The organism is Nocardioides sp., assembly GCF_041393715.1.
In the GTDB taxonomy this organism is placed as follows: domain Bacteria; phylum Actinomycetota; class Actinomycetes; order Propionibacteriales; family Nocardioidaceae; genus Nocardioides.
Genome location: NZ_JAWKJQ010000003.1, coordinates 71,655 through 97,694, shown reverse-complemented (window position 1 = coordinate 97,694; position 26,040 = coordinate 71,655). Strand labels below are relative to the sequence as shown.

At 71.9% G+C, this 26,040-nt stretch carries 18 protein-coding genes and 6 pseudogenes; 2 read left to right on the top strand and 22 right to left on the bottom strand.

Features of this window, described 5'->3' with window-relative positions; genetic code table 11:
- Positions 1-86 precede the first annotated feature (86 nt).
- The 13 genes and pseudogenes from R2740_RS05820 to R2740_RS05760 all read right to left on the bottom strand — a co-directional run bounded on the left by R2740_RS05820 (position 87) and on the right by R2740_RS05760 (position 13,096).
- The gene (locus tag R2740_RS05820; protein WP_371301748.1) at positions 87-815 is read right to left on the bottom strand and encodes an HAD family hydrolase; all 729 of its coding nucleotides are present in this window, start codon (positions 813-815) and stop codon (positions 87-89) included.
- Positions 812-2,578, bottom strand: a complete 1,767-nt coding sequence (locus R2740_RS05815) for a proline--tRNA ligase (protein ID WP_371301747.1) — start codon at positions 2,576-2,578, stop codon at positions 812-814. Before R2740_RS05815 ends, R2740_RS05820 begins: the two co-directional genes overlap by 4 nt.
- 74 nt (positions 2,579-2,652) lie before the next feature.
- Entirely contained in the window at positions 2,653-3,504 is an 852-nt protein-coding gene (locus R2740_RS05810) for a GNAT family N-acetyltransferase (protein ID WP_371301746.1), read from the bottom strand.
- Positions 3,505-3,623: 119 nt separating this feature from the next.
- Positions 3,624-4,777 (bottom strand): annotated as a pseudogene (ispG, locus tag R2740_RS05805) (flavodoxin-dependent (E)-4-hydroxy-3-methylbut-2-enyl-diphosphate synthase).
- A gap of 83 nt (positions 4,778-4,860) precedes the next feature.
- A complete protein-coding gene (locus tag R2740_RS05800) occupies positions 4,861-5,019 on the bottom strand; it encodes a Gfo/Idh/MocA family oxidoreductase (protein WP_371301986.1) in 159 nt (52 codons plus the stop codon).
- Positions 5,020-5,308: 289 nt separating this feature from the next.
- Positions 5,309-5,665, bottom strand: a pseudogene (locus R2740_RS05795) (Gfo/Idh/MocA family oxidoreductase); the annotation flags it as partial.
- Positions 5,662-5,853, bottom strand: a complete 192-nt coding sequence (locus R2740_RS05790) for a Gfo/Idh/MocA family oxidoreductase (RefSeq protein WP_371301745.1) — start codon at positions 5,851-5,853, stop codon at positions 5,662-5,664. The gene R2740_RS05790 and the pseudogene R2740_RS05795, both read right to left, overlap by 4 nt.
- Positions 5,854-6,206: 353 nt before the next feature.
- Positions 6,207-7,790: pseudogene (gene iolD, locus R2740_RS05785) on the bottom strand (3D-(3,5/4)-trihydroxycyclohexane-1,2-dione acylhydrolase (decyclizing)); the annotation flags it as partial.
- Complete coding sequence (iolB, locus tag R2740_RS05780) at positions 7,787-8,728, bottom strand: 5-deoxy-glucuronate isomerase (RefSeq protein WP_371301744.1); 942 nt, start codon at positions 8,726-8,728, stop codon at positions 7,787-7,789. The gene iolB and the pseudogene iolD, both read right to left, overlap by 4 nt.
- Positions 8,725-9,672: pseudogene (locus tag R2740_RS05775) on the bottom strand (hypothetical protein). Before R2740_RS05775 ends, iolB begins: the two are co-directional and overlap by 4 nt.
- The gene (gene iolC / locus R2740_RS05770) at positions 9,669-10,637 is read right to left on the bottom strand and encodes a 5-dehydro-2-deoxygluconokinase (RefSeq protein ID WP_371301743.1); all 969 of its coding nucleotides are present in this window, start codon (positions 10,635-10,637) and stop codon (positions 9,669-9,671) included. Before iolC ends, R2740_RS05775 begins: the two are co-directional and overlap by 4 nt.
- 27 nt (positions 10,638-10,664) lie before the next feature.
- A complete protein-coding gene (locus R2740_RS05765; protein WP_371301742.1) occupies positions 10,665-12,161 on the bottom strand; it encodes a CoA-acylating methylmalonate-semialdehyde dehydrogenase in 1,497 nt (498 codons plus the stop codon).
- 62 nt (positions 12,162-12,223) lie between these two features.
- Positions 12,224-13,096, bottom strand: a complete 873-nt coding sequence (locus tag R2740_RS05760; protein WP_371301741.1) for a TIM barrel protein — start codon at positions 13,094-13,096, stop codon at positions 12,224-12,226.
- Positions 13,097-13,140: 44 nt separating this feature from the next.
- Here R2740_RS05760 and R2740_RS05755 point away from each other — a divergent pair, with 44 nt between their 5' ends.
- Positions 13,141-13,905, top strand: coding sequence for a GntR family transcriptional regulator (locus R2740_RS05755; protein ID WP_371301740.1), 765 nt, complete (start codon positions 13,141-13,143; stop codon positions 13,903-13,905).
- Here the strand turns inward: R2740_RS05755 and R2740_RS05750 are convergent.
- The 6 genes from R2740_RS05750 to R2740_RS05725 form a co-directional block, all read right to left on the bottom strand.
- Positions 13,902-14,852: a sugar nucleotide-binding protein gene (locus R2740_RS05750; protein WP_371301739.1), complete on the bottom strand. Its 951-nt coding sequence runs from the start codon at positions 14,850-14,852 to the stop codon at positions 13,902-13,904. The genes R2740_RS05755 and R2740_RS05750 overlap by 4 nt on opposite strands.
- A gap of 3 nt (positions 14,853-14,855) precedes the next feature.
- Positions 14,856-15,908: an inositol 2-dehydrogenase gene (gene iolG, locus R2740_RS05745; protein ID WP_371301738.1), complete on the bottom strand. Its 1,053-nt coding sequence runs from the start codon at positions 15,906-15,908 to the stop codon at positions 14,856-14,858.
- The gene (locus R2740_RS05740) at positions 15,905-17,068 is read right to left on the bottom strand and encodes a Gfo/Idh/MocA family protein (RefSeq protein ID WP_371301737.1); all 1,164 of its coding nucleotides are present in this window, start codon (positions 17,066-17,068) and stop codon (positions 15,905-15,907) included. The genes iolG and R2740_RS05740 overlap by 4 nt, the downstream gene beginning before the upstream one ends.
- Positions 17,069-17,093: 25 nt before the next feature.
- Positions 17,094-17,945: an ATP-binding cassette domain-containing protein gene (locus R2740_RS05735; RefSeq protein WP_371301736.1), complete on the bottom strand. Its 852-nt coding sequence runs from the start codon at positions 17,943-17,945 to the stop codon at positions 17,094-17,096.
- Positions 17,942-19,015: an ABC transporter permease gene (locus tag R2740_RS05730; protein ID WP_371301735.1), complete on the bottom strand. Its 1,074-nt coding sequence runs from the start codon at positions 19,013-19,015 to the stop codon at positions 17,942-17,944. The genes R2740_RS05735 and R2740_RS05730 overlap by 4 nt, the downstream gene beginning before the upstream one ends.
- A 138-nt stretch (positions 19,016-19,153) precedes the next feature.
- On the bottom strand, positions 19,154-20,152 hold the full coding sequence (locus tag R2740_RS05725) for a substrate-binding domain-containing protein (RefSeq protein ID WP_371301734.1): 999 nt from the start codon (positions 20,150-20,152) through the stop codon (positions 19,154-19,156).
- 190 nt (positions 20,153-20,342) lie between these two features.
- Here R2740_RS05725 and R2740_RS05720 point away from each other — a divergent pair, with 190 nt between their 5' ends.
- A complete protein-coding gene (locus R2740_RS05720) occupies positions 20,343-21,341 on the top strand; it encodes a LacI family DNA-binding transcriptional regulator (protein WP_371301733.1) in 999 nt (332 codons plus the stop codon).
- A gap of 28 nt (positions 21,342-21,369) precedes the next feature.
- On the opposite strand, the gene R2740_RS05715 is transcribed toward R2740_RS05720, so the two are convergent.
- The 3 genes and pseudogenes from R2740_RS05715 to R2740_RS05705 form a co-directional block, all read right to left on the bottom strand.
- Positions 21,370-22,728, bottom strand: coding sequence for an RIP metalloprotease (locus R2740_RS05715; protein WP_371301732.1), 1,359 nt, complete (start codon positions 22,726-22,728; stop codon positions 21,370-21,372).
- Between the two features lie 4 nt (positions 22,729-22,732).
- A pseudogene (gene dxr, locus R2740_RS05710) lies at positions 22,733-23,803 on the bottom strand (1-deoxy-D-xylulose-5-phosphate reductoisomerase).
- Positions 23,804-23,924: 121 nt separating this feature from the next.
- Positions 23,925-25,862: pseudogene (locus tag R2740_RS05705) on the bottom strand (propionyl-CoA synthetase); the annotation flags it as partial.
- Between the last annotated feature and the right edge of the window lie 178 nt (positions 25,863-26,040).

Genomic DNA, 26,040 nt, shown 5'->3' with positions numbered 1-26,040 from the left:
AACAGCGATGCAGGTTTCTGCGTTGCAGGAAGTTGCAGTTGCCCGAGCCCTGGCCACACCCGACGGCAGGCGGCGCGGAGCCCCGCTCAGGGACGCCAGTTTGCCACGATCCGCGGCAGCTCCCGCAGCCGGTGCGCCACCGCGTCCGGAACGCCCTCGGAATGGCCGATCTGAGCGTGCGGGATGGCGCTGTGAGGGATGTGCACGGCCCGCATGCCGGCCTGCTGGGCACCCCAGACGTCGTCGAAGAGCCGGTCACCGACATAGACGCAGCGCCCCGGCTCGGACACGCCCACCGCGGCCATCGCGGCCCCGAAGGCGCGGCCGCTGGGCTTCGTCCAGGGGAGCTCGCTGGTGTAGACCAGGCCGTCGAACAGACCGAGCACCCCATCGCGCTCGAAGAAGCCGTCGTGCCAGGCACGAGGCCAGATCGTGTTGGACAGCACCCCCACGCGGAGACCGGTCGCGCGCAGCTCCTGGAGCATCGGCGCGGCCTCCGGGTCGGGGTGGGTGTGGGGCTCCCAGAAGTCGTAGTAGGCCCGCAGCAGGTCGGGGTCGTGGTCGAGCCCCGCCTCCTCGAACAGGTCGGCCACCGTCGCGCTCTGCTGGTGGTCGCGCGAGCGGCCCCAGACCAACTCGCCCGCGCGGTGCAGCCGCGCGGTGACCTCGGTGCGGTCGTGGTGGGTGTTGACCACCGCCTGGGAGAGCGCCAGCGACTCCGCGTGGAAGTCGACGTCGTGCCACTGCGTGAGCGTGCCTCCCCAGTCGAAGATGACGGCCTCGACCGGACCCAGGGTCCGCTCGGGAGCGGTCACCGGCGCACCAGCGCCACCAGGTGGCTCACGGCGTCACCGACGGCGACGTTCTCCCGCTCACCGGAGCGGCGGTCCTTCACCTCGACGACACCGTCGGCCAGGCCCTTGCCGACCACGACGATCGTGGGTACGCCGATCAGCTCGGCGTCCTTGAACTTCACACCGGGCGACACCTTGGGCCGGTCGTCGAACAGCACGGTCACCCCGGCGGCGGCCAGCCGCTCGGCGAGCTCCTCGGCGGCGGCATAGACCGCCTCCTCCTTGCCCGTCGCCACCAGGTGGAGGTCGGCCGGCGCCACCTCGCGGGGCCAGCACAGGCCCAGGTCGTCGAGGGTGTTCTCGGCGATCGCCGCCACGCCTCGCGAGGGGCCGATGCCGTAGGAGCCCATGGTGACCGTGACGAGCTTGCCGTTCTCGTCGAGCACCTGCAGCCCCAGCGCGTCGGCGTACTTGCGGCCGAGCTGGAAGATGTGCCCCATCTCGATGCCGCGGGCGGACTGCAGCACGCCATCGGCACACACCGGGCAGGGGTCGCCGTCGCGCACCTCGGCGGCCTCGATGGTGCCGTCGGGGGTGAAGTCACGACCGGCCACCAGGTCGAGGACGTGTGAGCCGTCGATGTCGGCGCCGGTGACCCATCGGGTGCCGGTGACGACCCGCGGGTCGACGAGGTAGCGGATGCCCGACGCGCGCTCGGCCCCGAGCGCGCCCGGGCCGATGTAGCCCTTCACCAGCGCGGGGTGCCGGCGGAACTCCGCCTCGTCCATCGCCTCGACCTCGATCGGCTCCAGCTGGCCCTCGAGACGCTTCTGGTCGACCTCGCGGTCGCCGGGCAGCCCGATGGCCAGCGGCTCACGGGTGCCGTCGGGGTGCTTGAGCACGAGCAGCACGTTCTTGAGGGTGTCGCCGGCCGCCCAGGGACGGTCCTCCCGGGGGTACTTCTCGTTGAGGTGGTCGACCAGCGTCTCGATCGTGGGCGTGTCGGGGGTCTGCTCGGCGTGGGCGGCCGGCGCGTCGTCGTAGGACAGCGCGGCGGGCGGCCGCACCTCGACCGCCTCCACGTTGGCGGCGTAGTCGCAGGCCGTGCAGCGGACGTAGGTGTCCTCACCCGCATCGGCCCGGGCCAGGAACTCCTCCGACCTCGATCCACCCATCGCGCCCGAGGTCGCCTTGACGATGACGTAGTCGAAGCCGAGGCGGTCGAAGATCCGGATGTAGGCGTCGCGATGGCGCTGGTAGGAGGCCTCCAGGCCGGCGTCGTCGACATCGAAGGAGTAGGAGTCCTTCATGACGAACTCGCGGCCGCGCAGCAGGCCGGCGCGCGGCCGGGGCTCGTCGCGGTACTTCGTCTGGATCTGGTAGATCGCCAGCGGCAGGTCCTTGTAGGAGGAGTAGAGGTCCTTCACCAGGAGGGTGAACATCTCCTCATGGGTCGGGCCGAGCAGGTAGTCGGCGCCCTTGCGGTCCTGGAGACGGAAGATCCCGTCGCCGTACTCCGTCCAGCGACCGGTGGCGTCGTAGGGCTCCTTGGGCAGCAGCGCCGGGAAGTGGACCTCCTGGGCGCCGATCGAGTCCATCTCGTCACGGATGACCTGCTCGATCTTGCGCAGCACGCGGTAGCCCAGCGGCAGCCAGCTGTAGAGGCCCGGGGCCACCCGACGGATGTAGCCCGCGCGCACCAGCAGCTTGTGGCTGGGCACCTCGGCGTCGGCTGGGTCCTCCCGAAGGGTGCGGACGAACAGCGTGGACATGCGCAGCATCATGGGCGCAAGGCTACTGGTGGGTCCGCCGCGTCAGCGAACCACTTCCTGGGTCCGGTGCCCACCCTGCACGTGAGTCAGAACATGATCGTCGCGAACCGCGCCGACTCGGTGAAGCCGACGTGCTCGTAGGCCCGGCGAGCGGGCACGTTGAACTCGTTGACATAGAGGGAGACGACGGGAGCGACCTCGCGACGGACATGAGCGACCACCGCGGCCATGCCGCGGGTGGCGAGGCCCTCGCCGCGTCGGTCCGGGGCCACCCAGACCCCCTGGACCTGCGCCGCGCTCGGCGTGGCGCACGCGACCTCGGCCTTGAACACCAGCCGCCCCCGGTCGAACCGGGCGAAGGACCACTGCCGGTTGACCAGCTGCAGCACTCGGGTGCGGTAGAGGTCGGCTCCGCCGGCGATCTCGGGCGAGACACCGACCTCCTCGGTGTACATCGCCACGCACGCGGGGTAGAGCTCGTCGAGGTCGTCGCGGGTGGTCAGCCGGACCTCCGGGTCAGGGTCGACCAGGGGCGGACCGGCGATCTGCAGGTGGGGCTGGCGACGCCGGATCTCGCGAGGGCGGCCCCATCGACCGCCGACGGCCGCCCAGAACGCGTCGACGGCGATGTCCGGCCCGACGATCGTGGCAGTGGTGCGTCCGATGCGCACCGCCCGCGCGGCGAACGCCGCCGCATCGTCCTGGTCGCAGCCGACCGGCACCAGGTTGGCCCCGACATGACAGGCGGCGGCCAGCTCGCCGTCGCGGTAGCGGCCCCACACCTCTCCCCCGAGCCAGCGTGGCTCCAGGCCCGTCGTACGGGCGCGGTACTCGGCGAACACGTTGACCACCGGGTCGCGTGCGGCCAGCGCCAGGAAGTCGTCGAGGTCGGGCCGGCCGAGGACCCTGATGTCACTGCGGGTGCCGAGGATGGACATGGCTCAGCGTCCGCCCCTCGTCGCGGTCTCGACCGCGCTCCTCCGCTGCATGGGGCCAGCATAGGCGCGCCGGGCCTCCGCGGGCTGCCGCAGCCGACGTACGCCGGCGGGCAGGGGGCTCAGCCCGAGACGCTGACCTCGGCGGCGGCCCCGTCGACGGCCTCCATGCCCTCGGCGATCCGCATCGCCTCCTCGATCAGCGTCTCGACGATCTTCGACTCGGGAACGGTCTTGATGACCTCGCCCTTGACGAAGATCTGGCCCTTGCCGTTGCCGGACGCGACGCCGAGGTCGGCCTCCCGCGCCTCGCCCGGCCCGTTGACCACGCAGCCCATCACCGCGACCCGCAGCGGGACCTCGAGGCCGTCGAGGCCCGCGGTCACCTCGTCGGCGAGCTTGTAGACGTCGACCTGGGCGCGCCCGCACGACGGGCACGACACGATCTCGAGCCGTCGCGGACGGAGGTTGAGCGACTCGAGGATCTGCAGGCCGACCTTGACCTCCTCGACCGGGGCGCGGACAGCGACACCCGGATGGTGTCGCCGATGCCCTTGCTGAGCAGCGCGCCGAAGGCAACCGAGGACTTGATGGTGCCCTGGAACGCCGGCCCGGCCTCGGTCACGCCGAGGTGGAGCGGCCAGTCGCCGGCCTCCGCCAGCAGCTCGTAGGCGCGCACCATCACCACCGGGTCGTTGTGCTTGACCGAGATCTTGAAGTCGTGGAAGTCGTGCTCCTCGAAGAGGCCGGCCTCCCAGACCGCGCTCTCCACCAGGGCCTCGGGCGTCGCCTTGCCGTACTTCTCCAGCAGCCGCTTGTCGAGGCTGCCGGCGTTGACGCCGATCCGGATGCTGGTGCCGTGGTCCTTGGCCGCGGCGGCGATCTCCTTGACCTGGTCGTCGAACCTCTTGATGTTGCCGGGGTTGACCCGGACCGCCGCGCAGCCGGCCTCGATGGCCGCGAACACGTACTTCGGCTGGAAGTGGATGTCGGCGATCACCGGGATCTGGCTGTGCTGCGCGATCTCGGGCAGGGCCGCCGCATCGTCGGCGCTCGGGCACGCGACCCGCACGATGTCGCAGCCCGAGGCGGTCAGCTCGGCGATCTGCTGGAGCGTGGTGTTGACGTCGGCGGTCAGCGTGGTCGTCATCGACTGGACCGAGATCGGGTGGTCGCTGCCCACCCCCACCTTGCCGACCATGATCTGGCGGGTGGGCCGCCGCGGCGCGAGCACGGGAGGCGGCAGGTCGGGCATGCCGAGGCCGACGGTCGTCATGCGGTTCAGCGTTCAGCGTGTTGCTTCACCATGCTGGCTGGGCGGCGCGCCAATCCACCGTGCTAGGTGGAGCATGGCCATCCCTACCCCAGCACCACGGTCCGGCCGGTGGCGGCGCTCTCCCGGGCGGCGTCGAGGACCTCGACGGTACGCAGGCCCTCCTCGCCGCTCACGGGGACCTCGGCCTCGCCGCGACAGGCAGCGGCGAACTGCGTGTAGTAGTCCTGGTAGCGGCCGGCCAGGGACGGGATCCGCTCCTCCCCGCCTCCGTGGACAGCACGCCCCAGCGCTCCTCGGCGTCGAGCCCCACGCGTCGCCGGCGCTCGTCGGCCGGGCGGTGCCCCGCGTGATCGCCTCGAACTGCGTGTCCGACGGCGTCACGCGATAGCTCCCCGGCTGCCGAAGACCGCAGCTCCTTGCCGTGGCGTGGTTGGCCTTGCTCGCCTCGACGTAGGAGCGACCGCCGAGGCGTGCTGGAGCGTCGACGAAGCCCGCGTCGGTCGGGCCCTCGACCAGCTCGACCACGTCGAGGTGCGCGGTGACGGCGGTGACCGGGCCGAGCAGCCAGCGCATCTGGTCGACCACGTGGGCGCCGAGGTCGCGGAGCAGGCCCGCGGCCGGACCCCGCTCGAGGGTCGCCGGGTCGTCCTGGTCCAACCGAGCGTGCACCCGCCACGGCGTACCGAGCCGACCGGAGGCCAGCAGCGTCGGCGGCGGTGCGGATGTCCGCGTCCCAGCGACGGTTGTGATAGACCGCCAGCCGTACGCCGGCCGCCCGGGCCGCGTCGACCAGCTCACGCGCGCCCGCGGCGTCGGGGCGAAGGGCTTGTCCGCGACGACGTGCACCCCTCGGCCGACCGCCTCGAGCACCAGCTCGCGACGCGTCATCGGAGGGTGGTCACCGTGACGGCGTCGACGCCGGCGTCGATCAGCTCGCCGAGGCTGTCGAAGGTGGGCACGCCCGGAAGGTCCTCGGCCACCTCGGCCCGGCGTGCCGGGTTGCGGGTGACCACGCCCGCCAACTCCAGGCCCTCGGCGGCCCGGATGAACGGCGCGTGGAACCACCGACCGCCCACGCCGTAGCCGACCAGGCCCAGCCGCACCGCCCGCAGCGCTCACAGCCAGCGCACCTGGCGCTGCTTGGCGTCGTCGTAGCTCTCCCGGCCGGAGAGGTACTCGGGCACGCCGGTCTCCCACCAGGCGCCGGCCTCGGTCCACGAGGAGTAGTGGACGCGGCACGAGACGACCACCGGCCGCTGCACTCGGACCGCGGTCTCCCGCGCCTCCAGGTAGGCCGCCCGCAGCTCGTCCAGCCCGCCGTCGGCGGGCACCTCGACGACCTCGCAGCCGAGCGCCCGCGCGTGCGCGGCGAAGTCGACCGCGACGCTCCCGTCGGCCCCGGCCCCGCGGCGTCGGCGAGCATGTTGTTGAAGCCGTCGGCGCCCTGCCCCGTCTGGAGCCGGTGGATCACGGCGAACCCGGCGTTGTCGCAGACGATCGCGACGTAGGGGTGGCCGGCGAAGGCCGCGGAGTAGAGCTCGGAGTTGAGCATCAGGTAGGACCCGTCACCGAAGATCGAGGTGACCAGGCCGTCGGGGTGCGTCTGCCGGCGGGCGATGGCGGCGCCCCATGGCGCGACGACCTCGTAGCCCATGCACGAGAAGCCGTACTCCAGGTCCATCGTCGCGCCCGAGGTGGTGCCGGGGAGCACCTTGCCCGTGCGCCAGCCCCCGTGCAGCTCACCCGGCATGCCGCCGGACGCGGTCAGCACATAGTCGTCGGGGCCGCTCGCGTCGTTGACCACGCCGACGACCTGGGCATAGGTCAGGGAGCCGTCGGGGCTGACGCCGCCGGCGCGCAGCTTGTCGATGTGTCCGTCCCAGGCGGCCTTGTGCTCGGTGACCCGCCCGGCCCAGTCGGCCGCGGCGCGCCACTCGCCGAGAGCATCATCGAGCTCCTGGATCGTCTCGCGCGCGTCGCCGACCACCGCACTCGCGTTGTGCTTGACCGCGTCGAAGCGGGCCGCGTTGACCGTGACGATCCGGACGCCCTCGGAGAAGCCGGTCCACGAGGACGTGGTGAAGTCCTGCAGGCGAGTCCCCACGGCCACCACGACGTCGGCCTCGAGCGCCAGGTTGTTGGCCGACGAGGCGCCGATGATGCCCAGCGCGCCGCCGTACAACGGGTGGTCGTGCGGCACCAGCGTGCGCCCCGCGACCGTCTCGACCACCGGCAGCCCGTGGGCCTCGGCGAAGGCCAGCGCCTCGGCGCCGGCCCCGCTGTAGCGCACCCCGCCGCCCAGCACCAGCAGCGGCCGCTCCGCCCCGCTGACGATCTCGGCGGCGGTGGCGAGCGCGTCGCGGTCCGGCCGCGGCCGGGGTACGACGTGCAGCCGCGGCTCGAACATCGCCACCGGGAAGTCGTACTCCTCGGCCTGCACGTCCTGGGGCAGCGCGACGGTGACCGGCCCGGCGTCGGCGGGGTCGGTGAGCACACGGGCGACCTGGGGCAGCGTGCTGAGCAGCTGCTCGGGCTTGGTGATCCGGTCGAAGTAGCGCGAGACGGGCCGGAAGGCGTCGTTGACCGAGACCGTCGGGTCGCCGAAGTGCTCCACCTGCTGGAGCACCGGGTCGGGCGCGCGGCCGATGAACGTGTCGCCCGGAAGGAACAGCACCGGCAGCCGGTTGGCGTGGGCGACGCCGGCGGCGGTCACCATGTTGAGCGCGCCCGGCCCCACCGACGAGGTCGCCACCATCACCTGGCGACGATCGGTCGCGCGGGCGTAGGCGACGGCCGCGAGGGCCATCCCCTGCTCGTTCTGGCCGCGCCAGGTCGGCAGCTCGTCGCGCACGGCGTGGAGCGCCGTGCCGAGACCGAGCACGTTGCCGTGGCCGAAGATGCCGAACACACCGGCGAACAGCGGCACCTCGGTGCCGTCGAGCAGCTGCGAGCGCTGGGCCATCATCCAGCGGACGAGCGCCTGGGCGGTGGTGAGCCGGACGGTCTCGCTCATCGGGTTGCCTTTCCATCGGTGCGGCCAGCCGCCGAGGTGACCGGGCAGCGGGGGTCGAGCTCCTGGGTCTCCCAGCTCTCGCGGATCCAGCCGTGGGTGGGGTCGTCGCAGAACGCGAGCGCGCGGTCGGCGGCCGGCCCGGCCATCACGTTGAGGTAGTACATCGGGTAGCCCGGCGCGGCGATGCACGGTCCGTGGTAGCCGTGCGGCACCTTCACCACGTCGTGGTCGCGCACCTCGATCGTCTCGTCGAGCGGGGGCAGCCCGACGCGGTCGTGCTCGAGGCCGGTGTAGGTGCGGTGGTAGCCGAGGCCCTCGCGCGACGGCGTCACCTGGTCGCGGCCGGCGATGCGGTAGTAGTAGATCTCCTCGTTGACCACGGGACACGGCTCGGAGACGTCGTGCTTGTGCGGCGGATAGCTCGACCAGTTGCCGTCGGGGGTGATCAGCTCGCAGCAGATGATCTTGTCGGCGTGGTCCCACACCCCGGGGATGCCGAAGTTGGTGACCTGGCGGGTGGCGTTGCCCGAGCCGCGCACCTCGACCGGCACGTCCTCGGCCGGGCCGTAGGCCGGCGGCAGCGCCCGCTCGCAGTGGGAGGAGGGCAAGGCGACCTCGGCGCCGGCGGGGCTCACCAGGGTCAGCACGCTGTCGCGGCCGACGTAGGCGAAGTCGGTCACCCGGGTGAAGACCGAGTCGCGGCCGGTCAGGTCGTAGGCCGCCAGCTCGGCGCCCGCGGCATCGTTCACGGTCACCCGCAGCCCGCCGGCGAGCGGCAGCACGAACAGCTCACGGTCGCCCGTCTCGACGGACACCGGCTCGCCGGCGGCCAGCCGGAGCACCTCGATCCCGGTCCAGGCCCACCCGGCGTCCTCGCTGGTCAGCCGCACGACCGTGCCGGCCGGGCCGGGGTCGGAGGCGGGCACGTGCAGGGTCATCGGGTCTCCTCGGGATGGGCGGCGCGCAGCACCGCCGCAGCGGCGTCGACGGCGCCGCGGACGTCGCCGTCGGGTGGGTAGAGCAGGGCCCGGCCGACGACGAGGCCGCGGACGGTGGGCTGGGTCAGCGCCTGGCCCCACGACGCGAGGTCGCGGGCCGGGTCGGGGCTCGGGACACCGCCGAGCACGACACAGGGCAGCGTCGTCGCGGCGAACACCGCGGCCGGGTCGTCAGGAGGGCATCTTGAGCCAGGTGTGGGCCGAGGTGGTGCCGAGGCCGCTGGCGACCGTGATCGCCCGCGCCAGCGACGGGGTGTCCCGCAGCAGCGTCAGGCGTCCGTCGGGCTGGCGGTAGTAGGGCAACGGCTCGACCATCGCCACCAGCCCGTGCGCGGCGAGCTCGCACTGACCGCGTCGGCACAGCCCTCGAGCGTCCCGGCCGTGCCGGCGTCGTGGTCGTCGATCCGCAGCAGCATCTTGCCGCCCTCGAGGCGGTTGGCCGCGATGCTCGCCGCGTCGTAGCCGGTGAACCGGTCGTCCATCGTCCAGGTCGCGCCGTCGAGGCCGCCGCGGTTCATCGAGCCGATGACGACCTTGTCGTCGAGAGCGCCGAGCAGCAGCAGCTCCTCCACGACGTCGGGAGTGCCGAGCACGCCGTCGACGTCGGGGTGCGCGAGTGCCTCCACCAGCCGGGCCAGCAGGGAGCGCCGGTCGGCCATCGCCATGCTGTTGCCACCCGAGGCCAGCGCACCACGCGCGGGGTGGTCGGCGGCCACCAGGAAGAGCGTGCCGCGCTCGCTGAGGATCCGGTCGGGCCGGCGGCGGGCGGCGTACGCCGCGGCGACGGCGCCCGGCTCGGCCGCGCGCTGGTCGAGGAGCCGGCGCCAGCGGTCGTCGGCGAGCACCGGGCCCGCGGCGCTGCCCGGGAGGCGGGTCACGGTCATGTCGTCGCTCCTCGGGTCGCGATCATCCGGTCGAGCTCGTCGATCGTGGGCATCGCCTCGGCACAGGCCAGCCGCGAGGCGACCACGGCACCGGCCGCGTTGGCGTACTCCGCGCAGCGGACCGGGTCCCACCCGGACAGCAGGCCGTGCACCAGCGCGCCGCCGAAGGCGTCTCCCGAGCCGAGGCCGCAGACCACCTCGACCCGGTGCGGGCGGACCACCTCGCGATGGTCGGGGGTGGCCACCAGCACGCCCTCGCCACCCATCTTCACGAAGGCGATCTCGACGCCCCGCGCGAGCAGCCGGTCGGCCGCCTCGTCGGGGTCGCGGGTGCCGACCGCCACCTCGACCTCGTCGCGGTTGCCGACGGTCACGGTGACGTGGTCGAGCATCAGGTCGTACTCCGCTCGGGCCTCGTCGGGCGAGGGCCAGAACATCTCCCGCCAGTCGAGGTCGAGGATCGTCCAGCGCCGCGAGCCGGGCTCGGGCCGCACCCGGCGCGCCAGCATCTCGAGCTGGGTGGTGCGGGCCGGCTCCACGCTCACCCCCGTGCCGGTCACCCAGAGCACCGGCACCTCCGCCATCACGTCCCAGGGCACGTCGGCGGCGATCAGGGTGAGGTCGGGGGCGATCGGCGAGCGGTAGAACGTCAGCGGCGGGTCCTCCGGCGGGTCGAGCTCGCAGAACACCACCGGCGTCTGCAGGCCCGCCGCCGTGCCGACGTAGGACGTGTCGACGCCGAAGCCGCCGAGCGCCTCGCGCACGTAGTCACCGAACCCGTCGGCGCCCACCTTGGTGAGCACGGCCGCGGAGTGCCCGAGGGTCGCCGCCGCCACCGCGACGTTGGTGGCCGTGCCGCCCAGGAACTTCGCGAACGTCTGCACGTCCTTGAGCGGCACGCCGGACTGCTCGGGGTAGAGGTCGACCCCGACCCGGCCCACGGTGAGCAGCTCGAGCGCCGTCATGGTCGGTCTCCCGCAACCCCGAGCCGCTCAGCGAGCGGTCGGGAAGTGGAAGCTCGCCTCGCTGTCGTGGCTGACGTGCGGCCAGCGAGCGGTGACGACCTTGGCGCGGGTGTAGAAGCTCACGCCCTCGGGCCCGTGGATGTGCTTGTCGCCGAACAGGGAGTCCTTCCAGCCGCCGAAGGAGTAGAACGCCATCGGCACCGGCACCGGCACGTTGATGCCGATCATGCCGACGTGCACGCCCCGCTGGAAGCGGCGCGCGGCCTCGCCCGAGTTGGTGAAGATCGCGGTGCCGTTGCCGTAGGGGTTGCTGTTGATCAGCGCGATCGCCTCGTCGACGGAGTCGCTGCGGACCACCGACAGCACGGGCCCGAAGATCTCCTGCTGGTAGACGTCCATCTCGGTGGTGACCTGGTCGATGACGGTCGGGCCGACCCAGAAACCGTCCTCGTAGCCCGACACGGCGTAGCCGCGGCCGTCCACGGTGACCTTGCCGCCCTGCGACTCGCCCGCGTCGATCAGCCCGAGGATCCGCTCCTGGGCCTGCTTGGTGACCACCGGGCCCATCTCGCTCCCGGCGTCGCGCCCGGAGCCGACCTTGACGGCCTGGGCGCGCTCGTTGACGGCCTCGACGATCCGGTCGCCGGCGGAGCCGACCGCGATCGCGGCCGAGATGGCCATGCAGCGCTCGCCCGCGGAGCCGAAGGCCGCCGCGGCCAGGTGGTCGGCGGCGAAGTCGACCTCGGCGTCGGGGAGGATGATCGCGTGGTTCTTGGCACCACCCAGGGCCTGGACCCGCTTGCCGTTGGCGGTGCCGCGCTCGTGGATGTACTTCGCGATGGGAGTCGAGCCGACGAACGAGACCGCGGAGACCCGCGGCGAGTCGAGGATCGTGTCGACCGCGACCTTGTCGCCGTGGACGACGTTGAAGACGCCGTCGGGGAGGCCGGCCTGCTTCCACAGCTCCGCGAGGATCAGCGAGGCCGAGGGGTCGCGCTCACTGGGCTTGAGCACGAAGGTGTTGCCGCAGGCGATGGCCACCGGGAACATCCACATCGGCACCATGGCCGGGAAGTTGAACGGCGTGATGCCGGCGACCACGCCCAGCGGCTCGCGGAAGGAGAAGCTGTCGACCCCGGTGGACACCTGGTCGGAGTAGTCGCCCTTGAGCAGCGACGGGATCCCGCACGCGAACTCCACGACCTCGAGGCCACGCAGCACCTCGCCCTTGGCGTCGGAGAGCACCTTGCCGTGCTCGTCGGTGATCGCCTCCGCCAGCCGGTCGATGTTGGCGTTGACCAGCTCGCGGAACGCGAACAGGATCTTGGCCCGCGCGCTCACGGACGTCTGCGACCACTCCGGGAACGCGTCCCAGGCCGCCTGGATGCCGGCCTCGACATCGGCCTGCGACCCGAGGAGCACCTCCGCCTGCTGCTGCCCGGTCGCCGGGTTGAAGACGGGGGCGGTGCGGTCGGACCCGCCGGCGAACGACTGGCCGGCGACCCAGTGGGTGATGGTGCTCATGGGGGCTCCTCAGATCAACGTTTGTTCTAACATACTATCTAAGCCCACTCCTGCCAAGTAGGTCAGGCCACCAGGAACTCGCGCGAGGAGCGGACGTCGGTCACCGGCCCGGCCCCCGAGGGCTCGCCCGGCAACATCACATCCTGCTCCAGGACGTACCAGCCGTCGTAGCCGGCCGCCTCCAAGGTGCGCACCATGCCCGCGATGTCGACGTCGCCCTGCCCGAGCGGCCGGAACATCCCCTGGCGTACGGCGTCGCCGAACGGCAGCGTGCCGCCCGCGACCTGGGCGGCCAGCGCCGCGTCGACGTCCTTCAGGTGGACGTGCCGGACGCGCTCGGGACGAGCCGAGGCGATGGCGACCGGGTCGGCCCCGGCGGCGGCCAGGTGCCCGGTGTCGACGCACAGCCCGATCCGGCTGCCGTCGAGCACCCGCTGCACCTCGGCCGCGTTCTCGACCATGGTGCCGATGTGCGGGTGCAGCACCGCCTCCACGCCCCGCGACGCCGCGTGGTCCGCCAGCCGGTCGAGGTTGGCCAGCAGCGTCGACCAGCCCTGCTCGTCGAGCTCGGGCCGACTGTCGTAGCCCTCCTGCCCGGTCGCTGCGGCGAGCACCACGACGCCGGCCTCGGCGGCCAGGCACTCGTCGATGAACGCGTCGACGCCCGGCAGCGGGTCGTGGTCGGGCTCGTGCAGCAGCACCACGAAGAAGCCCCCGACCGCCCGCAGCCCGAAGTCGGCCAGCTGGGCGACGCGAGCCTGCGGGTCGGCCGCGAGAAACCCGGGCGGGCCGAACTCGGTCGCGCCCAGCCCCAGGTCGCGCATCTCGCCCAGCACCCGCTCGGGGGTGAGCTGGTAGCCCCAGCCCGGGACCTCGCACAGGCCCCAGGAGATCGGCGCTCCGGCAATACGGTCCGGCGACAACATGCCCGTCATGACATTTCCTCCACACTGTTCGTACGTTCTGACATAGTGACCTGGTGAGCGACCACGAGAGTCCCGTCGAGCGCGTCATCCAGAGGTTCGAGATCGACCGGGCCAGCCCGGTGCCGCTGTGGTTCCAGGCCGCCCAGCACCTGGAGCACGCCATCGAGGGCGGCGACCTGCCCCCGGGCACCCACTTCGAGAACGAGATCCTGCTCGCCGACCGGCTCGGGGTCTCGCGGCCCACGATGCGTCGCGCGTTCGAGCACCTCGTCGACAAGGGCCTGATCGTGCGCCGTCGCGGCATCGGCACCCGGGTGGTGCAGCCGAAGGTCCGCCGCCCGCTGGAGCTCACCAGTCTCTACGACGACCTGGCCGGCAGCGGGCAGCAGCCCACCACCAGCGTGCTGTCCTTCGAGATCGAGTCGGCGGGTGCGGAGGTCGGCGACAGGCTCCGCATCGCGGAGGAGGACCCCGTGGTCCGGATCGAGCGACTGCGCTCCGCCCGGGAGAACCCGATCGCGAAGATGACCAACTACCTCCCGGCCGACCTCGTCGACTTCGACGCCGACGACCTGGCCGGGTCGGGCCTCTACGCACTGCTGCGCCGGGCCGGCGTGCACCTGCACTCGGCGACCCAGACCGTCGGCGCCCGCTCGGCCACCTCCGCCGAGGCGACGCTGCTGGGCGAGCCGCGGGGCGCCGCGCTGCTCACCATGCAGCGGGAAACCATGGACGACACCGGCCGGATCGTGGAGTACGCCACGCACCTGTACGCCGCCAGTCGCTACAGCTTCGAGATCCACCTGGTCCGCCCCTAGCTCAGCGGCACGGGGCTGCCCTGCTCCACCTCGCGGCGGAGCGCGGCCAGCTGCTCGTGGATCGTGTGGGTCCGGGTGCCGAGCAGCGCCATCGTGGCGTCGCCGGACAGGCTGGTGTCGTAGGGCACGGGGGCAGGCAGCCGCGCCTCCTCGGGCGGCGGGCCGAACCTCACCTGTCCGGCGTCGAGACCGAACACCTCGCAGGCCGCCAGCGCCAGCTCGCGGCGGGTGACCGCGGTGCCGCCGGCGAAGTGGAGGACGCCGTCGAGGCCGCGGTCCACGGCCCGGCCCAGCAGCGCCCCGATCTCCGGTGACACGATCGGCGTGGCCACCGCGTTGATGGCCGGGTCCTCCCAGACCGTGAACGTCCGTCCCGCGCGGAGCGCATCGACCAACGCGAGCACGAAGTAGCCGAACCCCACGTCCTGGGAGCGGGGCCCCTCCTGCTGGGTCTGATGGAGCCCCTGCACTCCCCCGACCCGGGCCACGAAGCCGGCCCGCGCCCGCTCCAGGACGACCAGCTCGGAGGCCGCCTTGAGGAAGCCGTAGAGGTTGACCGGGTTGGGCGGCTCGTCCTCGGGAACCAGATGGCCGGTGCCGTCGAAGACCCAGTCGGTCGAGACGTAGCCGACCCGGGTGCCGGTCAGGTTGGCGGCGTCGACGACCCGCCGGGTGAGCCCCACGTAGCCGTCGTGGGCGGCTCGGCGGTCGGCGTACATCCCGTGGAAGTCGTTCATGATCGCCAGGTGCGCGACGGCGTCACACCCCTCGAGCCCACGGGCCAGGGAGTCGCGGTCGCCGGTGTCGACCTGGGTGGTCTTCCAGGGGAACGCCGGGCCCGGGTCGCGACGGACCAGGCACACCACGTCGTGGCCCCGGTCGGCCAGCACCGCGGCGACGGTGCCGCCGACGAAGCCGGTGCCCCCGGTGACAGCGATCCGCGCCATCGGTCAGCCCAGCTCCTCGACCCGGACCGGCCGCCCCTCGCGCAGCGACCTCCCCGCAGCGAGTGCGACCGCCGTGGTGGCGCGCGCGTCCTCGATGCCCGAGGGCGAGGCGCCGCCGTCGGTGAGGTAGGTGTGGAAGGCCCGCCACTCCGCGCGGTAGGACTCCATGTAGCGGTCGAGGAAGAACCACGGGATCGGCTCCCCCGTGGTCGCGTCCTTGGTCCGGCGCCAGCCAGCGTGCCGGGCCGGGTTGTCGGAGACCGCCATCCCACCGGACCCGAAGGCCTCCACCCGCTGGTCGTAGCCGTAGACCGCCTCGCGGCTGAGGTCGATCGAGGTCAGGGTGCCGTCGGCGTGGGTCAGCATGATCATCGCGGTGTCGACGTCGCCGGCCTCGCCGATCCGCGGGTCGACCCGCACGGCGCCCCGGGCGAAGACCTCCACGACGTCGCTGGCCACGACGTAGCGCACCATGTCGAAGTCGTGGATCGCCATGTCCAGGAAGATCCCGCCGCTCACGGCGACGTACTCCGGCGGCGGCGGAGCGGGGTCGCGGCTGGTGATCCGCAGCACGTGCAGGTCGCCGATGCCGCCCTCGGCCACGCAGTCGCGCACCGACTTGTGGCCGGGGTCGAACCGCCGGTTGAACCCGATCATGAAGGGCACCTGAGCGGCCTGGACCGCGGCCACCGCCCGGTCGACCTGGGCGAGGTCGAGGCTGACCGGCTTCTCGCAGAAGATCGCCTTGCCCGCCTGGGCGGCGGCGACCACCAGGTCGACGTGGGTGTCGGTGCTGGAGCAGATCGCGACCGCGTCGACGTCGTCGGCCGCCAACAGCTCCTCGATCGAGGAGGCGCGCGCACCGGTGGCGGCCGCCACGCCCGCACTCGCCTCCGACACCACGTCGGCCACGGCCGTCAGCACCAAGCCCGGCACGTCGTCGGTGATGATGTCGGCGTGCATCCGGCCGATCCGGCCGCAGCCGATCAGCCCGACCCGCACCGCCGCCGGCTCCGGACCGGTGTCCACGCCGAACCCGGCGTCTCGGTTGCTCATGACACGCTCACCCACTTCCCTGTCTGATGTGAGGCCACCATCGCGTCCAGCGCCCGGGCGCTGGCGACGGCGTCGTCGAGGGTGGCCAGCTCGGCCGGCTCCCCCGCGATGGCAAGGACGAAGTTGCGGGCCTCGACGACCTTGGTGTCGTCGTAGCCCATGGCGATGCCGGCGCCCGGCTGGAACGCGGCGTACTCCCCGTCGCCGGGCTCGCTGAACACCGTGCCGGTCGGCTGCCCGGAGTAGACGTCTCCGGAAGAGACCTGCAGCTCACCGGGCCGTCGGAAGTCCCAGCGGAGGAGCCCCCGGGAGCCGTGCACCTCGACGGCGTAGTTGTTCTGCTCGCCGACCGCCGCCCGGTCGGCCTCGCAGACGCTGAGCACACCGGAGGCCATCTTGACCAGCGCGACGACGTAGTCCTCGTTCTCGACCTCACCGAACTCCAGGCCGGGGTCGTCGACGTCGAGGACGGCGTAGTGGCCCTGCGCCTGCGCGATCGGCCGACGACCGATGTGGATGGCGGTCTGCGCAGTCAGCGCGTCGATGTCGCCGAGCAGGAAGCGGAGCAGGTCCACCCCGTGGGAGGCCAGGTCACCCAGCACCCCGTGGCCGCCGCGGTCCACGGCGTAGCGCCACGACAGCGGGCTGCCGGGGTGGGCGGCATAGTCGGTCAGCAGCTGGGTGCGGGCATGCGTGGGAGTGCCGATCGCCCCCGACTCGATGAGCCGCTTGGCGCGGGCGACCGCGGGGATGTGCCGGTAGTTGAACCCGACGCAACCCACCACGCCGGCGGCCGCCACCGCGTCGCGCACGGCCGTCGCGTCGGCGGCCGTGAGACCCACCGGCTTCTCGATCCAGAGGTGCTTGCCCGCCTCCGCCACGGCGACGCCGATCTCGCCGTGCAGGAAGTTGGGCGCCGCCACGCTCACCGCGTCCACCCGGCCGTCGGCGAGCAGCTCGCGCCAGTCGTCGTACGCCGTCACGTCCCGGCCGAAGGCAGCGCCGAACTCTGCGGTCGCCGACGGTGCGCTGTCGGCGACCGCCACGACCCTGGCGCGCAGCGGGAGTGAGCTCCAGTGGTGCGGCAGGCGCTGGAACGCCCGGGCGTGCACGCGCCCCATCCAGCCGGCGCCGATGACGCCGACGTTCAGGTCATCCATCAGCGGCCCGACACTTCCCGGCAGCTCACGACTCGACCTCACCCTCGGGCAGCTGGCGCTGGAGCTCGTGGCTCAGCGCCTCGAGCTCTGCGCCGCCCGCCATCATCGACACCAGGTCGTCGAGGCTGAGCTCGGACTTGGGGAAGTCGCCCATGCTGCGGCCGCGTCGGAGCAGCATGAAGCGGTCACCCACAGGGTAGGCGTGGTGCGGGTTGTGCGTGATCAGCACGACGCCGAGGCCGCGGTCACGGGCTGCGGCGACGTACTTCAGCACGACGCCGGACTGGCGGACACCCAGCGCCGCGGTCGGCTCGTCCAGGATCAGCACGCGGGCACCGAAGTAGACCGCACGGGCGATCGCGACGCACTGGCGCTCACCACCGGAGAGGGTTCCGATCGGCTGGTCGACGTCGCGCAGGTCGATCCCCATCCGGAGCAGCTCGCTGCGGGTGATCTCCTTCATCCGCTTCAGGTCGAGGCGCCGCAGAGGTCCCCATCCCTTGCGCAACTCGGACCCGAGGAAGAAGTTGCGCCAGACCGGCATCAACGGCACCACGGCGAGGTCCTGGTAGACCGTCGCGATGCCCAGCTCGAGCGCCTCCCGCGGGGAGGAGAAGTGACGGGCCTCGCCGTCGACCTCGAAGGTCCCCTCGGAGTGTCCGTGGGCACCCGCCAGGATCTTGATGAACGTCGACTTGCCGGCACCGTTGTCACCGAGGACGCAGGTCACCTCACCGGTCTTCACCGATGTCGTGACATCGCGGAGGGCGATGACACTGCCGTACGACTTGCCGATGTCGGTGACCTCGATGATCGGGGTCCCGGGCGGCGGCAGCTCGACGACGGCGTTGTCGTGGGTCTCGGTCAGGTGGCTCATCGCAGTGCCTCCGCTCGGGCCTTCACCCAGTTGTTGACGAGCACGGCGCCCAGGAGCATCACGCCGAGGAACGCGTAGAGCCAGTCGTTGTCCCAGCCCGCGAAGACGATGCCCTGCGAGACCATGCCGTAGATCAGCGCGCCGAGCGCCGCACCCAGGGGCGAGCCGTAGCCGCCGGTGAGCAGGCAGCCCCCGACCACCGCGCAGATGATGAAGACGAACTCCAGGCCCACGCCGGTGATCGACTGGACGGTGGTCGTCTTGAAGAGGCTGAGCATGCCGGTCAGCCAGCCACAGATGGCCGTCGTCATGAAGAGGCCGACCTTGGTGCGGAACACCGGAACACCGACCTGGCGGGCACTGGTCTGCGCGCCACCCACGGCGAAGATCCAGTTGCCGGGCCGGGTGCGCAACAACACCCAGGTGGCCGCGACCGTGACCCCGACCCACCAGAAGGTCGCGGCATAGATGGTCAGCGGGAGGCCGCTGCCGAGCGGGATCTTGACGAAGGATCCGAACAGCTGCTGCCCCTGGACGTAGCCGTCCACCCGCTGCAGGCCGCTCACCGACACCTTGCCGATGAGGATCTTGGTGACGGCCAGGTTGACTCCCTGGAGGACGAAGAAGGTGCCGAGCGTCACGATGAAGGACGGCAGGCCGGTGCGCATCACCACGATCCCGTTGACGAGCCCGATGAGGATCGCCAGGACGAGCGCCGCCAGGATGGCGACCCAGACGTTGACGCCGTACTCACTCATCAGGATGCCGGTCGTGAGGCCGGTGGTGCCGATCATGGCGCCGGCCGACAGGTCGAACTCGCCGCCGATCATCAGCAGCGAGACGGCGACCGCCATGATGCCGATCTGCGACGAGGTGAACAGCCAGGTGCTGATGCCGCCGGGCTTCGCGAAGGCGTTGGTGCTCACGGCGAAGTAGATGGCGATCAGGATCGCCGCCACCAGCGCCCCCACCTCGGGTCGGCGCAGGATGGCCGCCAGGCCGGCATGCCTCCCGACTCGCTCGTCCTGCTCCGGCGGCGCCGGAGCCTCTTCGGTTGCTGTCGTGGTCATGGGTGCCCTCCTCGGTCTGGCCCATGGGGTGCTGCAGGGTGGTCGTCGTCTGTGGGACCGGGTCGTGCGTGGGTGTACACCCAGGCTCGGATCGGAGTGGTGGGCGTCGGGCCGCCCGGACGGCCCGACGCCCCACGGTCAGCGGGTGCCGCCCTCCGCGAACTTCAACACGGTGTCGGCGTTGTCCTTGGTCACGAAGGCCGGGCCGGAGTAGACCGGCTGCCCGCCGCCGATGTCGTTGCCGTTGATCACCTTCAGGTAGATCCCGGTGACACCCAGGTAGCCCTGCACGTAGGGCTGCTGGTCGATCGCGAAGGCGAGCTTGCCGTCGACGACGTTCTGGGCCACGTCGGCGTTGAGGTCGAACGTCGCCACCTGGGCGCTGCTGCCCGCGGCCGCCACGGCCGCCACCGCCGCGCCGGACATGTCGCCGCCGAGGGTGAGGATGCCGTCGATGCTGTCGTCGGCCTGGAGCTTGGACTCGATGGTCGCCTGCGAGCCGGCCAGGTCGGTGTTGTCGGTCTGGAGGTTCTCCATGTCGCCGCTGAACGTCTCCTTGGCGCCCGCGCAGCGGTCCTCGAGGGCCACGTTGCCGGCCTCCTGGATCACACAGATGACGTGCTTGGCACCCAGCTCGTTGAAACGGTCACCCGCTCCGTTGCCCGCGATCTTCTCGCTCTGCCCGACGTGGGTGATCGCGCCGAACTCCTGCCAGCGGTCGATGCCGGAGTTGATGGTGATCACGGGGACACCCGCCGCGACGGCGTCCTTGATGGAGGCCTCGAGGCCGTCGGGGTTGGCCATGGACACCACGAGGCCGTCGGTGCCGTCGGCGACCGCGGCGTCGATCAGGGTGCTCTGCTTCCCGGGGTCGGGGTCGCTCTGGTAGTGGAGGTCGACGCCCAGGTCGTCGCCGGCCCTCTCCGCGCCGGCCTTCACGACATCCCAGAAGGAGTCGCCCGGCGCGCCGTGGGTGATGACGTCGATGCGGATGTCACCGGTGGCAGAGCTGCCGGCGTTGCCACCGGCCTTGCTCTCGGAGTCGGACGAACTGGTGTCGCTGCCCGTGCTGCACCCGGCGGCGAACAACAGGGCCCCGGCCCCGAGCACCGCGGCGAGCTTGCGTCGCATGGTCATGTGTTCCTCTCCTCTTGTTCGCCGCTGCGTCCGCAGCGGACGTCCCCGCCCGTCGGGACCACGTCGGTGGTCCCGCCTGACGCGCTCTAACGATTAGCGCGCGCTAATGAGATACTGTGGCGGCGATCACTTTGTCATGACAAGGGTCGCGCACCGGCTGTTACCGAAACGTGACATACGAGGAGTGGGGATGCGTCCAACGCAGGAGGACGTCGCACGCCGAGCCAACGTGTCGCGCGCCCTGGTCTCCCTGGTCCTCCGGGACGCACCCAACGTGTCGGAGCGCAGCCGCCGCAAGGTCCTGAAGGCGGCCGAGGAGCTGGGCTACCGCCCCAACGCCTTCGCCCGGTCGCTGGCCAGCAAGCAGGTGCGCACCATCGGGGTGCTCATCAACGACGTCACCAACCCCTACTTCGGCGGCGTCTACGCGTCGTTCGCCGCGGCCGCGGAGAAGGCCGGCCACGACCTCCTCGTGGCGCCGGGCCTGCGCTCGCCCAGCAAGGAGGTGACGCTGGTCAACACCCTGCTGGAGCACCGGGTCGCCGGTCTCGCCCTGCTGAGCCCGATCATGGCGACCGCCGACCTGCGCCGGATCGCCAAGGCCTGGCCGACCGTGGTGGTGGGCAGCGAGGTGTCCGGGGTGGGCGTCGACGTGGTCACCACCGACGAGCGGCAGGCGATGGGCGAGGTGCTGGAGCACCTGACCGGCCTCGGGCACCGCGACATCGTGCACATCACCGGCGGCCAGAACCGGGCGGCGCGCGACCGCGCCACGGCGTACCGGCAGGCGATGCGCGACCTCGGCCTCACGCCACGCGAGGTGCCGGGCGCCTTCACCGACCAGGGCGGGCGCCAGGGGGCTCAGGCGATCCTGGACATGTCACCGAGGCCCACCGCCCTGGTCGCCGCCAACGACCTGATCGCGGTGGGCGCCATGGGGGTGTTCGCCGCGGCCGGGGTGCGCGTGCCCGAGGACATGAGCGTCGTGGGATACGACGACTCGCAGATCGCCCGCCTGGAGCTGATCGGGCTGACCAGCATCCGGCAGCCGGTCGACAGGTTCGGCACCGCCGCCGTCGAGATGCTCATCGAGCGGATCGCCGGCAACCAGGCGGGCAGCATGGTGCAGCGGATCGCCACGGAGCTGGTGCTGCGCGACACCACCGCGGCCGCCCCGCGGTCACGCTGAGCCGTCGGCGGCCGGCACTTCGCCTCGGTCAGAGCCCGACGTCGACCGGGGCGACGATGTCGCCGACGATCAGCACCAGCCCCATGACCAGCAGGGCGGCGCCGACGACATAGGCCACCGGCAGCAGCTTGGCGACGTCGACGTAGCCGGGGTCCGGCCGGTGCCGGAGCCGCGCGATGCCGCGGCGTACGGCCTCGTAGAGCGCGCCCGCGATGTGGCCGCCGTCGAGAGGGAGCAGGGGGATGAAGTTGAACAGCCCGATGAAGAGGTTGAAGCCCGCCACCACCGTGAGCAGCGTGACCAGCGTGTCGGTGGCGTCGAGCTTGTCGCTGGCGGCGACCTCGCCGGCGATGCGGGCACCGCCGACCACGCTCACCGGGCCGGCGTTGTCGCGCTTCTCGACACCGACCGCGGCCAGGCCGACGTGCCAGACCTTGACCGGCAGCGTCCCGAGTGCCTTGGCGACGTCGACGGTGGCCGAGCCCATCCACTGGGCGGTGTAGAGCGGGCCGCCGTGGGTCGGGCCGAGGTCCTTCGGGACCACGCCGAGGAAGCCGACCTGCTCGAGGGTCTCGTCGGTCTGCGAGGTGGGGCGCGCCGTCACGGTCGTGTTGGTGTGCAGCGTGACCGGCTCGCCGTCGCGGTCGACGACGATGGTGACCGCGCCATCGGCGTTGCCGCGGATCAGACCCTGCAGCTGCTCCCAGCTGGTCACCTCGGTGCCGTTGATCGACACGAAGCGGTCGCCGACCTGGAGGCCGGCCTGCTTCGCGGGGGTCTCCGGGTCCCCGGGCTGACACGCCTGGTCCTGGCGGGCGTAGGGCACCACGCAGTCGAGGACCTCGGTGACCACCGGGTCGACGCCCCGGTCGTTGTAGTTGCCGACGGTCGCGAAGATCCCCCAGAACAGGAAGAAGGCGATGGCGACGTTGACCATCGGACCGCCCGCCATCACGATCACCTTCTTCCACCACGGCAGGCGGTAGAAGAGCCGGTCGGCGTCGGTGCCCTGCACGAACTCCCACTCGGCCGCGCGGGCGTCGGAGATCAGCTGGGTGAACATGCCGGTGTTGGACTTGCGGACCGCGACCAGCGGCTCGCCCTCGGAGTCGACCTGGTCGGGGGTGGCGTCGGGCGCTCCTGCCGGAGCGGGTGGCAGCATGCCGACGATCTTCACGAAGCCGCCGAGGGGGAACGCCTTGAGGCCGTACTCCGTCTCGCCGACCTGCTTGCTCCACACCGTGGGCCCGAAGCCGATGAAGTACTGCGGCACCTTGGCGCCGAACTTCTTGGCCGGCACCATGTGGCCGACCTCGTGGAGGCCGATCGAGGCCAGGATCGCGAACACGAAGAACAGCACGCCGAGGGCGGCGTAGAGCGCCGTCATTCCTTCATGCCTCTCCTCGGGTGACCAGGTGGGCGGCCTGCTCGCGCGCCCATGAGTCCGCGGCCAGGACGCCGGCCACGGTCAGCTCTGCGTCCCAGGGTACGTCGTGGCTCGCGAGCACGCGGTCGATCGTGGGCACGATCTCGACGAACGGCAGCTCACCCTCCAGGAACGCCGCGACACAGACCTCGTTGGCCGCGTTGTAGACCGCCGGGGCGGTCCCGCCCCGCTCCCCCGCCGCGCGGGCCAGCGACACGGCCGGGAACGCCTCGTCGTCGAGCGGGAAGAACTCCCAGGTCTCGGCCGTGGTCCAGTCGACCGGAGGCGCGGTGTCGGGCACCCGGTCGGGCCAGGCCAGCGCCAGGGCGATCGGGATCAGCATCGTCGGCGGGCTGGCCTGCACCAGCGTCGAGCCGTCGACGAACTCCACCATCGAGTGGACCACCGACGTCGGGTGGACGACCACCTCGATCCGGTCGAACGGAAGGCCGAAGAGCAGGTGCGTCTCGATCACCTCGAGCCCCTTGTTGACCAGGGTGGCGGAGTTGACCGTGATGGTGGGCCCCATCGACCAGGTCGGGTGCGCGAGCGCCTGCTCGCGGGTCACGCCGGCCAGCTCCGCGCGGGTGCGGCCGCGGAACGGCCCGCCGGACGCGGTCAGCACCAGCCGGCGTACCTCCTCGGCGGTGCCGCCGCGCAGGCACTGCGCGAGCGCCGAGTGCTCCGAGTCGACCGGCACGATCTGGCCGGGCTTCGCCGCGCCGGTGACCAGCGGACCCCCGATGATCAGTGACTCCTTGTTGGCCAGCGCGAGGGTGTTGCCGGCCTCGAGCGCGGCCAGCGTCGGGCGCAGCCCGACGGCGCGCCAGTGATGCCGTTGAGGACGACGTCGGCGTCCAGGCCGGCCGCCTCCACCGAGGCGTCCTCCCCAGCCCGGAGTACGCCGGCCGCCACTCGTCGACCTGCCGGTCGAACAGCTCCGGGTTGCTCCCGCCGGCCGTCAGCCCGACCACCCGGAACCGGTCGGGTTGGCCCGCACCACGTCGAGCGCCTGGGTGCCGACCGAGCCGGTCAGACGGGATCACCACGCTCGCGTCGATGCACCCTCCATCCTGTCGGGGTGTGCGACGCGGGCGTGGATGGGATTGGAGCGGGCGCCTTCCGAGGAGCGGAGATCGCTGATTTCTGGCCGGGTTTCAGCGAAGTGGCTTCCCTCGGAGGCGCGCCAGGAAAGCCTCCACTTCCGGCCGCAGCACCGGCCGCAGCCGGTCGAGCACGCCCTCGTCCTCGATCGTGGAGGGCACCGCGGAGTCCTTGCCGTCGGCGATCTCGCGCATCGTCTTGCGCAGGATCTTGCCCGAGCGGGTCTTCGGCAGCCCGCCGACGACGGTGACCTCGCGGAAGGCGGCGACGGCGCCGATCTCGGAGCGCACCATCGCGACCAGCTCGTCGCGGATCTCGTCGGGGTCGGCCTCGACGCCCGCCTTGAGCACCACGAAGCCGCGCGGCAGCTGTCCCTTGAGGGTGTCGGCGACGCCGATGACCGCGCACTCCGCGACCGCCGGGTGCTGGGCGATGACCGCCTCCATCCCCCCGGTGGAGAGGCGATGGCCGGCCACGTTGATGACGTCGTCGGTGCGCCCCATGACGTAGAGGTAGCCGTCGGAGTCGACGTACCCACCGTCACCGGAGAGGTAGTAGCCGTCGAAGGCCGAGAGGTAGGACGCGACGTAGCGCTCGTCGTCGCCCCACAGCGTCGGCAGCGTGCCGGGCGGCAGCGGCAGCCGGATGCAGATCGCGCCCTCGGTGTCGGGCGGCACCTGGTCGCCCCGCTCGTCGAGCACCTGCACGTCATAGCCCGGGACCGGCACCGACGGGGAGCCCGGCTTGATCTCCATCGGCTCCAGCCCGCGCAGGTTGGCCGCGATCGGCCAGCCGGTCTCGGTCTGCCACCAGTTGTCGATGACCGGCACGCCGAGCTGGTCGGTCGCCCAGTGGTAGGTGTCGGGGTCGAGCCGCTCGCCGGCCAGGAAGAGCGTGTCGAGCGACGAGACGTCGTAGCCCGCGAGCAGCGACGCGTCGGGGTCCTCCTTCTTGATCGCCCGGAACGCCGTCGGCGCGGTGAACAGCGCCCGGACGCCGTACTCCGAGATGACCCGCCAGAAGGCCCCCGCGTCGGGCGTCCCGACCGGCTTGCCTTCGTAGAGCACGGTCGTGGCGCCGTTGATCAGCGGGCTGTAGACGATGTAGGAGTGGCCGACGACCCAGCCGACGTCGGAGGCAGCCCACCACACGTCACCCTCACCGCAGCCGTAGATGTTCGGCAGCGACCAGGCCATCGCGACGGCATGGCCCCCGTTGTCGCGGACGATGCCCTTGGGCTTGCCGGTGGTGCCAGAGGTGTAGAGCACGTAGAGCGGGTCGGTGGCGGCCACCTCGACGCACTCGGCCGGGTCGGTGCGGCCGGCACGCATCGCCACGTCCCAGTCGAGGTCGCGGCCCTCCACCATGGAGGCCTCGACCTCGGGTCGCTGCTTGAGCACGACCGCCCGCGGCTGGTGCTCGGCCAGCTCGAGCGCCTTGTCGAGGAACGGCTTGTACTCGATCACCCGGCTGGGCTCGATGCCGCAGCTGGCCGAGACCACGACCGTCGGCCGGGCGTCGTCGATCCGGACGGCGAGCTCGTGGGGCGCGAAGCCGCCGAACACCACCGAGTGGACCGCTCCGATGCGGGCGCAGGCGAGCATCGCCACCACCGCCTCGGGGATCATCGGCATGTAGACGACGACCCGGTCGCCCTGGGCCACTCCGAGGGTCCGCAGCACGCCCGCGAAGGCGGCCACCTCCTCCAGCAGCTGGGCGTAGGTGTAGGTCTTCTTCACCCCGGTGACGGCGGAGTCGTAGATGAGCGCGGTGCGATCGGCGGCACCTCTGGCCACGTGCCGGTCCAGCGCGTTGAAGCAGGTGTTCAGCGTGGCGCCGGGGAACCAGCGGTAGAACGGCGCGTGGTCGTCGTCGAGCACCCGCTCGGGCTTCTTGATCCAGTCGATCAGCCCGGCGGCCTCGGCCCAGAACCCCTCCGGGTCGTTGATCGACCTGTCGTACGTCGTGCGGTAGTCACCCATGGCCACACTGTGCCGCGCCTGCCGGCGCGCCGTCCACGCGGGTCACCCTTCGGCGCGACCAGTGGGCGCGGCGTCGCGCCGAGCGGTCGCAGAGACCGGCGGCCATCGGACTCGCTGACGCCGTACCCTCCGAACACCACCGGATCCGCGGCGGAACGAGGCGACCGCGGCTGGAACCGGCGGCCGC

What these genes read in the sequence shown, in the direction of transcription:
- R2740_RS05815 (WP_371301747.1), bottom strand. Translation starts at nt 2,578, where the DNA reads ATGATGCTGCGCATGTCCACGCTGTTCGTCCGCACCCTTCGGGAGGAC.
- R2740_RS05725 (WP_371301734.1), bottom strand. Translation starts at nt 20,152, where the DNA reads ATGACCATGCGACGCAAGCTCGCCGCGGTGCTCGGGGCCGGGGCCCTG.
- R2740_RS05765 (WP_371301742.1), bottom strand. Translation starts at nt 12,161, where the DNA reads ATGAGCACCATCACCCACTGGGTCGCCGGCCAGTCGTTCGCCGGCGGG.
- R2740_RS05730 (WP_371301735.1), bottom strand. Translation starts at nt 19,015, where the DNA reads ATGACCACGACAGCAACCGAAGAGGCTCCGGCGCCGCCGGAGCAGGAC.
- iolG (WP_371301738.1), bottom strand. Translation starts at nt 15,908, where the DNA reads ATGAGCAACCGAGACGCCGGGTTCGGCGTGGACACCGGTCCGGAGCCG.
- R2740_RS05760 (WP_371301741.1), bottom strand. Translation starts at nt 13,096, where the DNA reads ATGACGGGCATGTTGTCGCCGGACCGTATTGCCGGAGCGCCGATCTCC.
- R2740_RS05715 (WP_371301732.1), bottom strand. Translation starts at nt 22,728, where the DNA reads ATGACGGCGCTCTACGCCGCCCTCGGCGTGCTGTTCTTCGTGTTCGCG.
- iolB (WP_371301744.1), bottom strand. Translation starts at nt 8,728, where the DNA reads ATGACCCTGCACGTGCCCGCCTCCGACCCCGGCCCGGCCGGCACGGTC.
- iolC (WP_371301743.1), bottom strand. Translation starts at nt 10,637, where the DNA reads ATGACGGCGCTCGAGCTGCTCACCGTGGGCCGGGTCGGGGTCGACCTC.
- R2740_RS05720 (WP_371301733.1), top strand. Translation starts at nt 20,343, where the DNA reads ATGCGTCCAACGCAGGAGGACGTCGCACGCCGAGCCAACGTGTCGCGC.
- R2740_RS05750 (WP_371301739.1), bottom strand. Translation starts at nt 14,852, where the DNA reads ATGGCGCGGATCGCTGTCACCGGGGGCACCGGCTTCGTCGGCGGCACC.
- R2740_RS05735 (WP_371301736.1), bottom strand. Translation starts at nt 17,945, where the DNA reads ATGAGCCACCTGACCGAGACCCACGACAACGCCGTCGTCGAGCTGCCG.
- R2740_RS05810 (WP_371301746.1), bottom strand. Translation starts at nt 3,504, where the DNA reads ATGTCCATCCTCGGCACCCGCAGTGACATCAGGGTCCTCGGCCGGCCC.
- R2740_RS05740 (WP_371301737.1), bottom strand. Translation starts at nt 17,068, where the DNA reads ATGGATGACCTGAACGTCGGCGTCATCGGCGCCGGCTGGATGGGGCGC.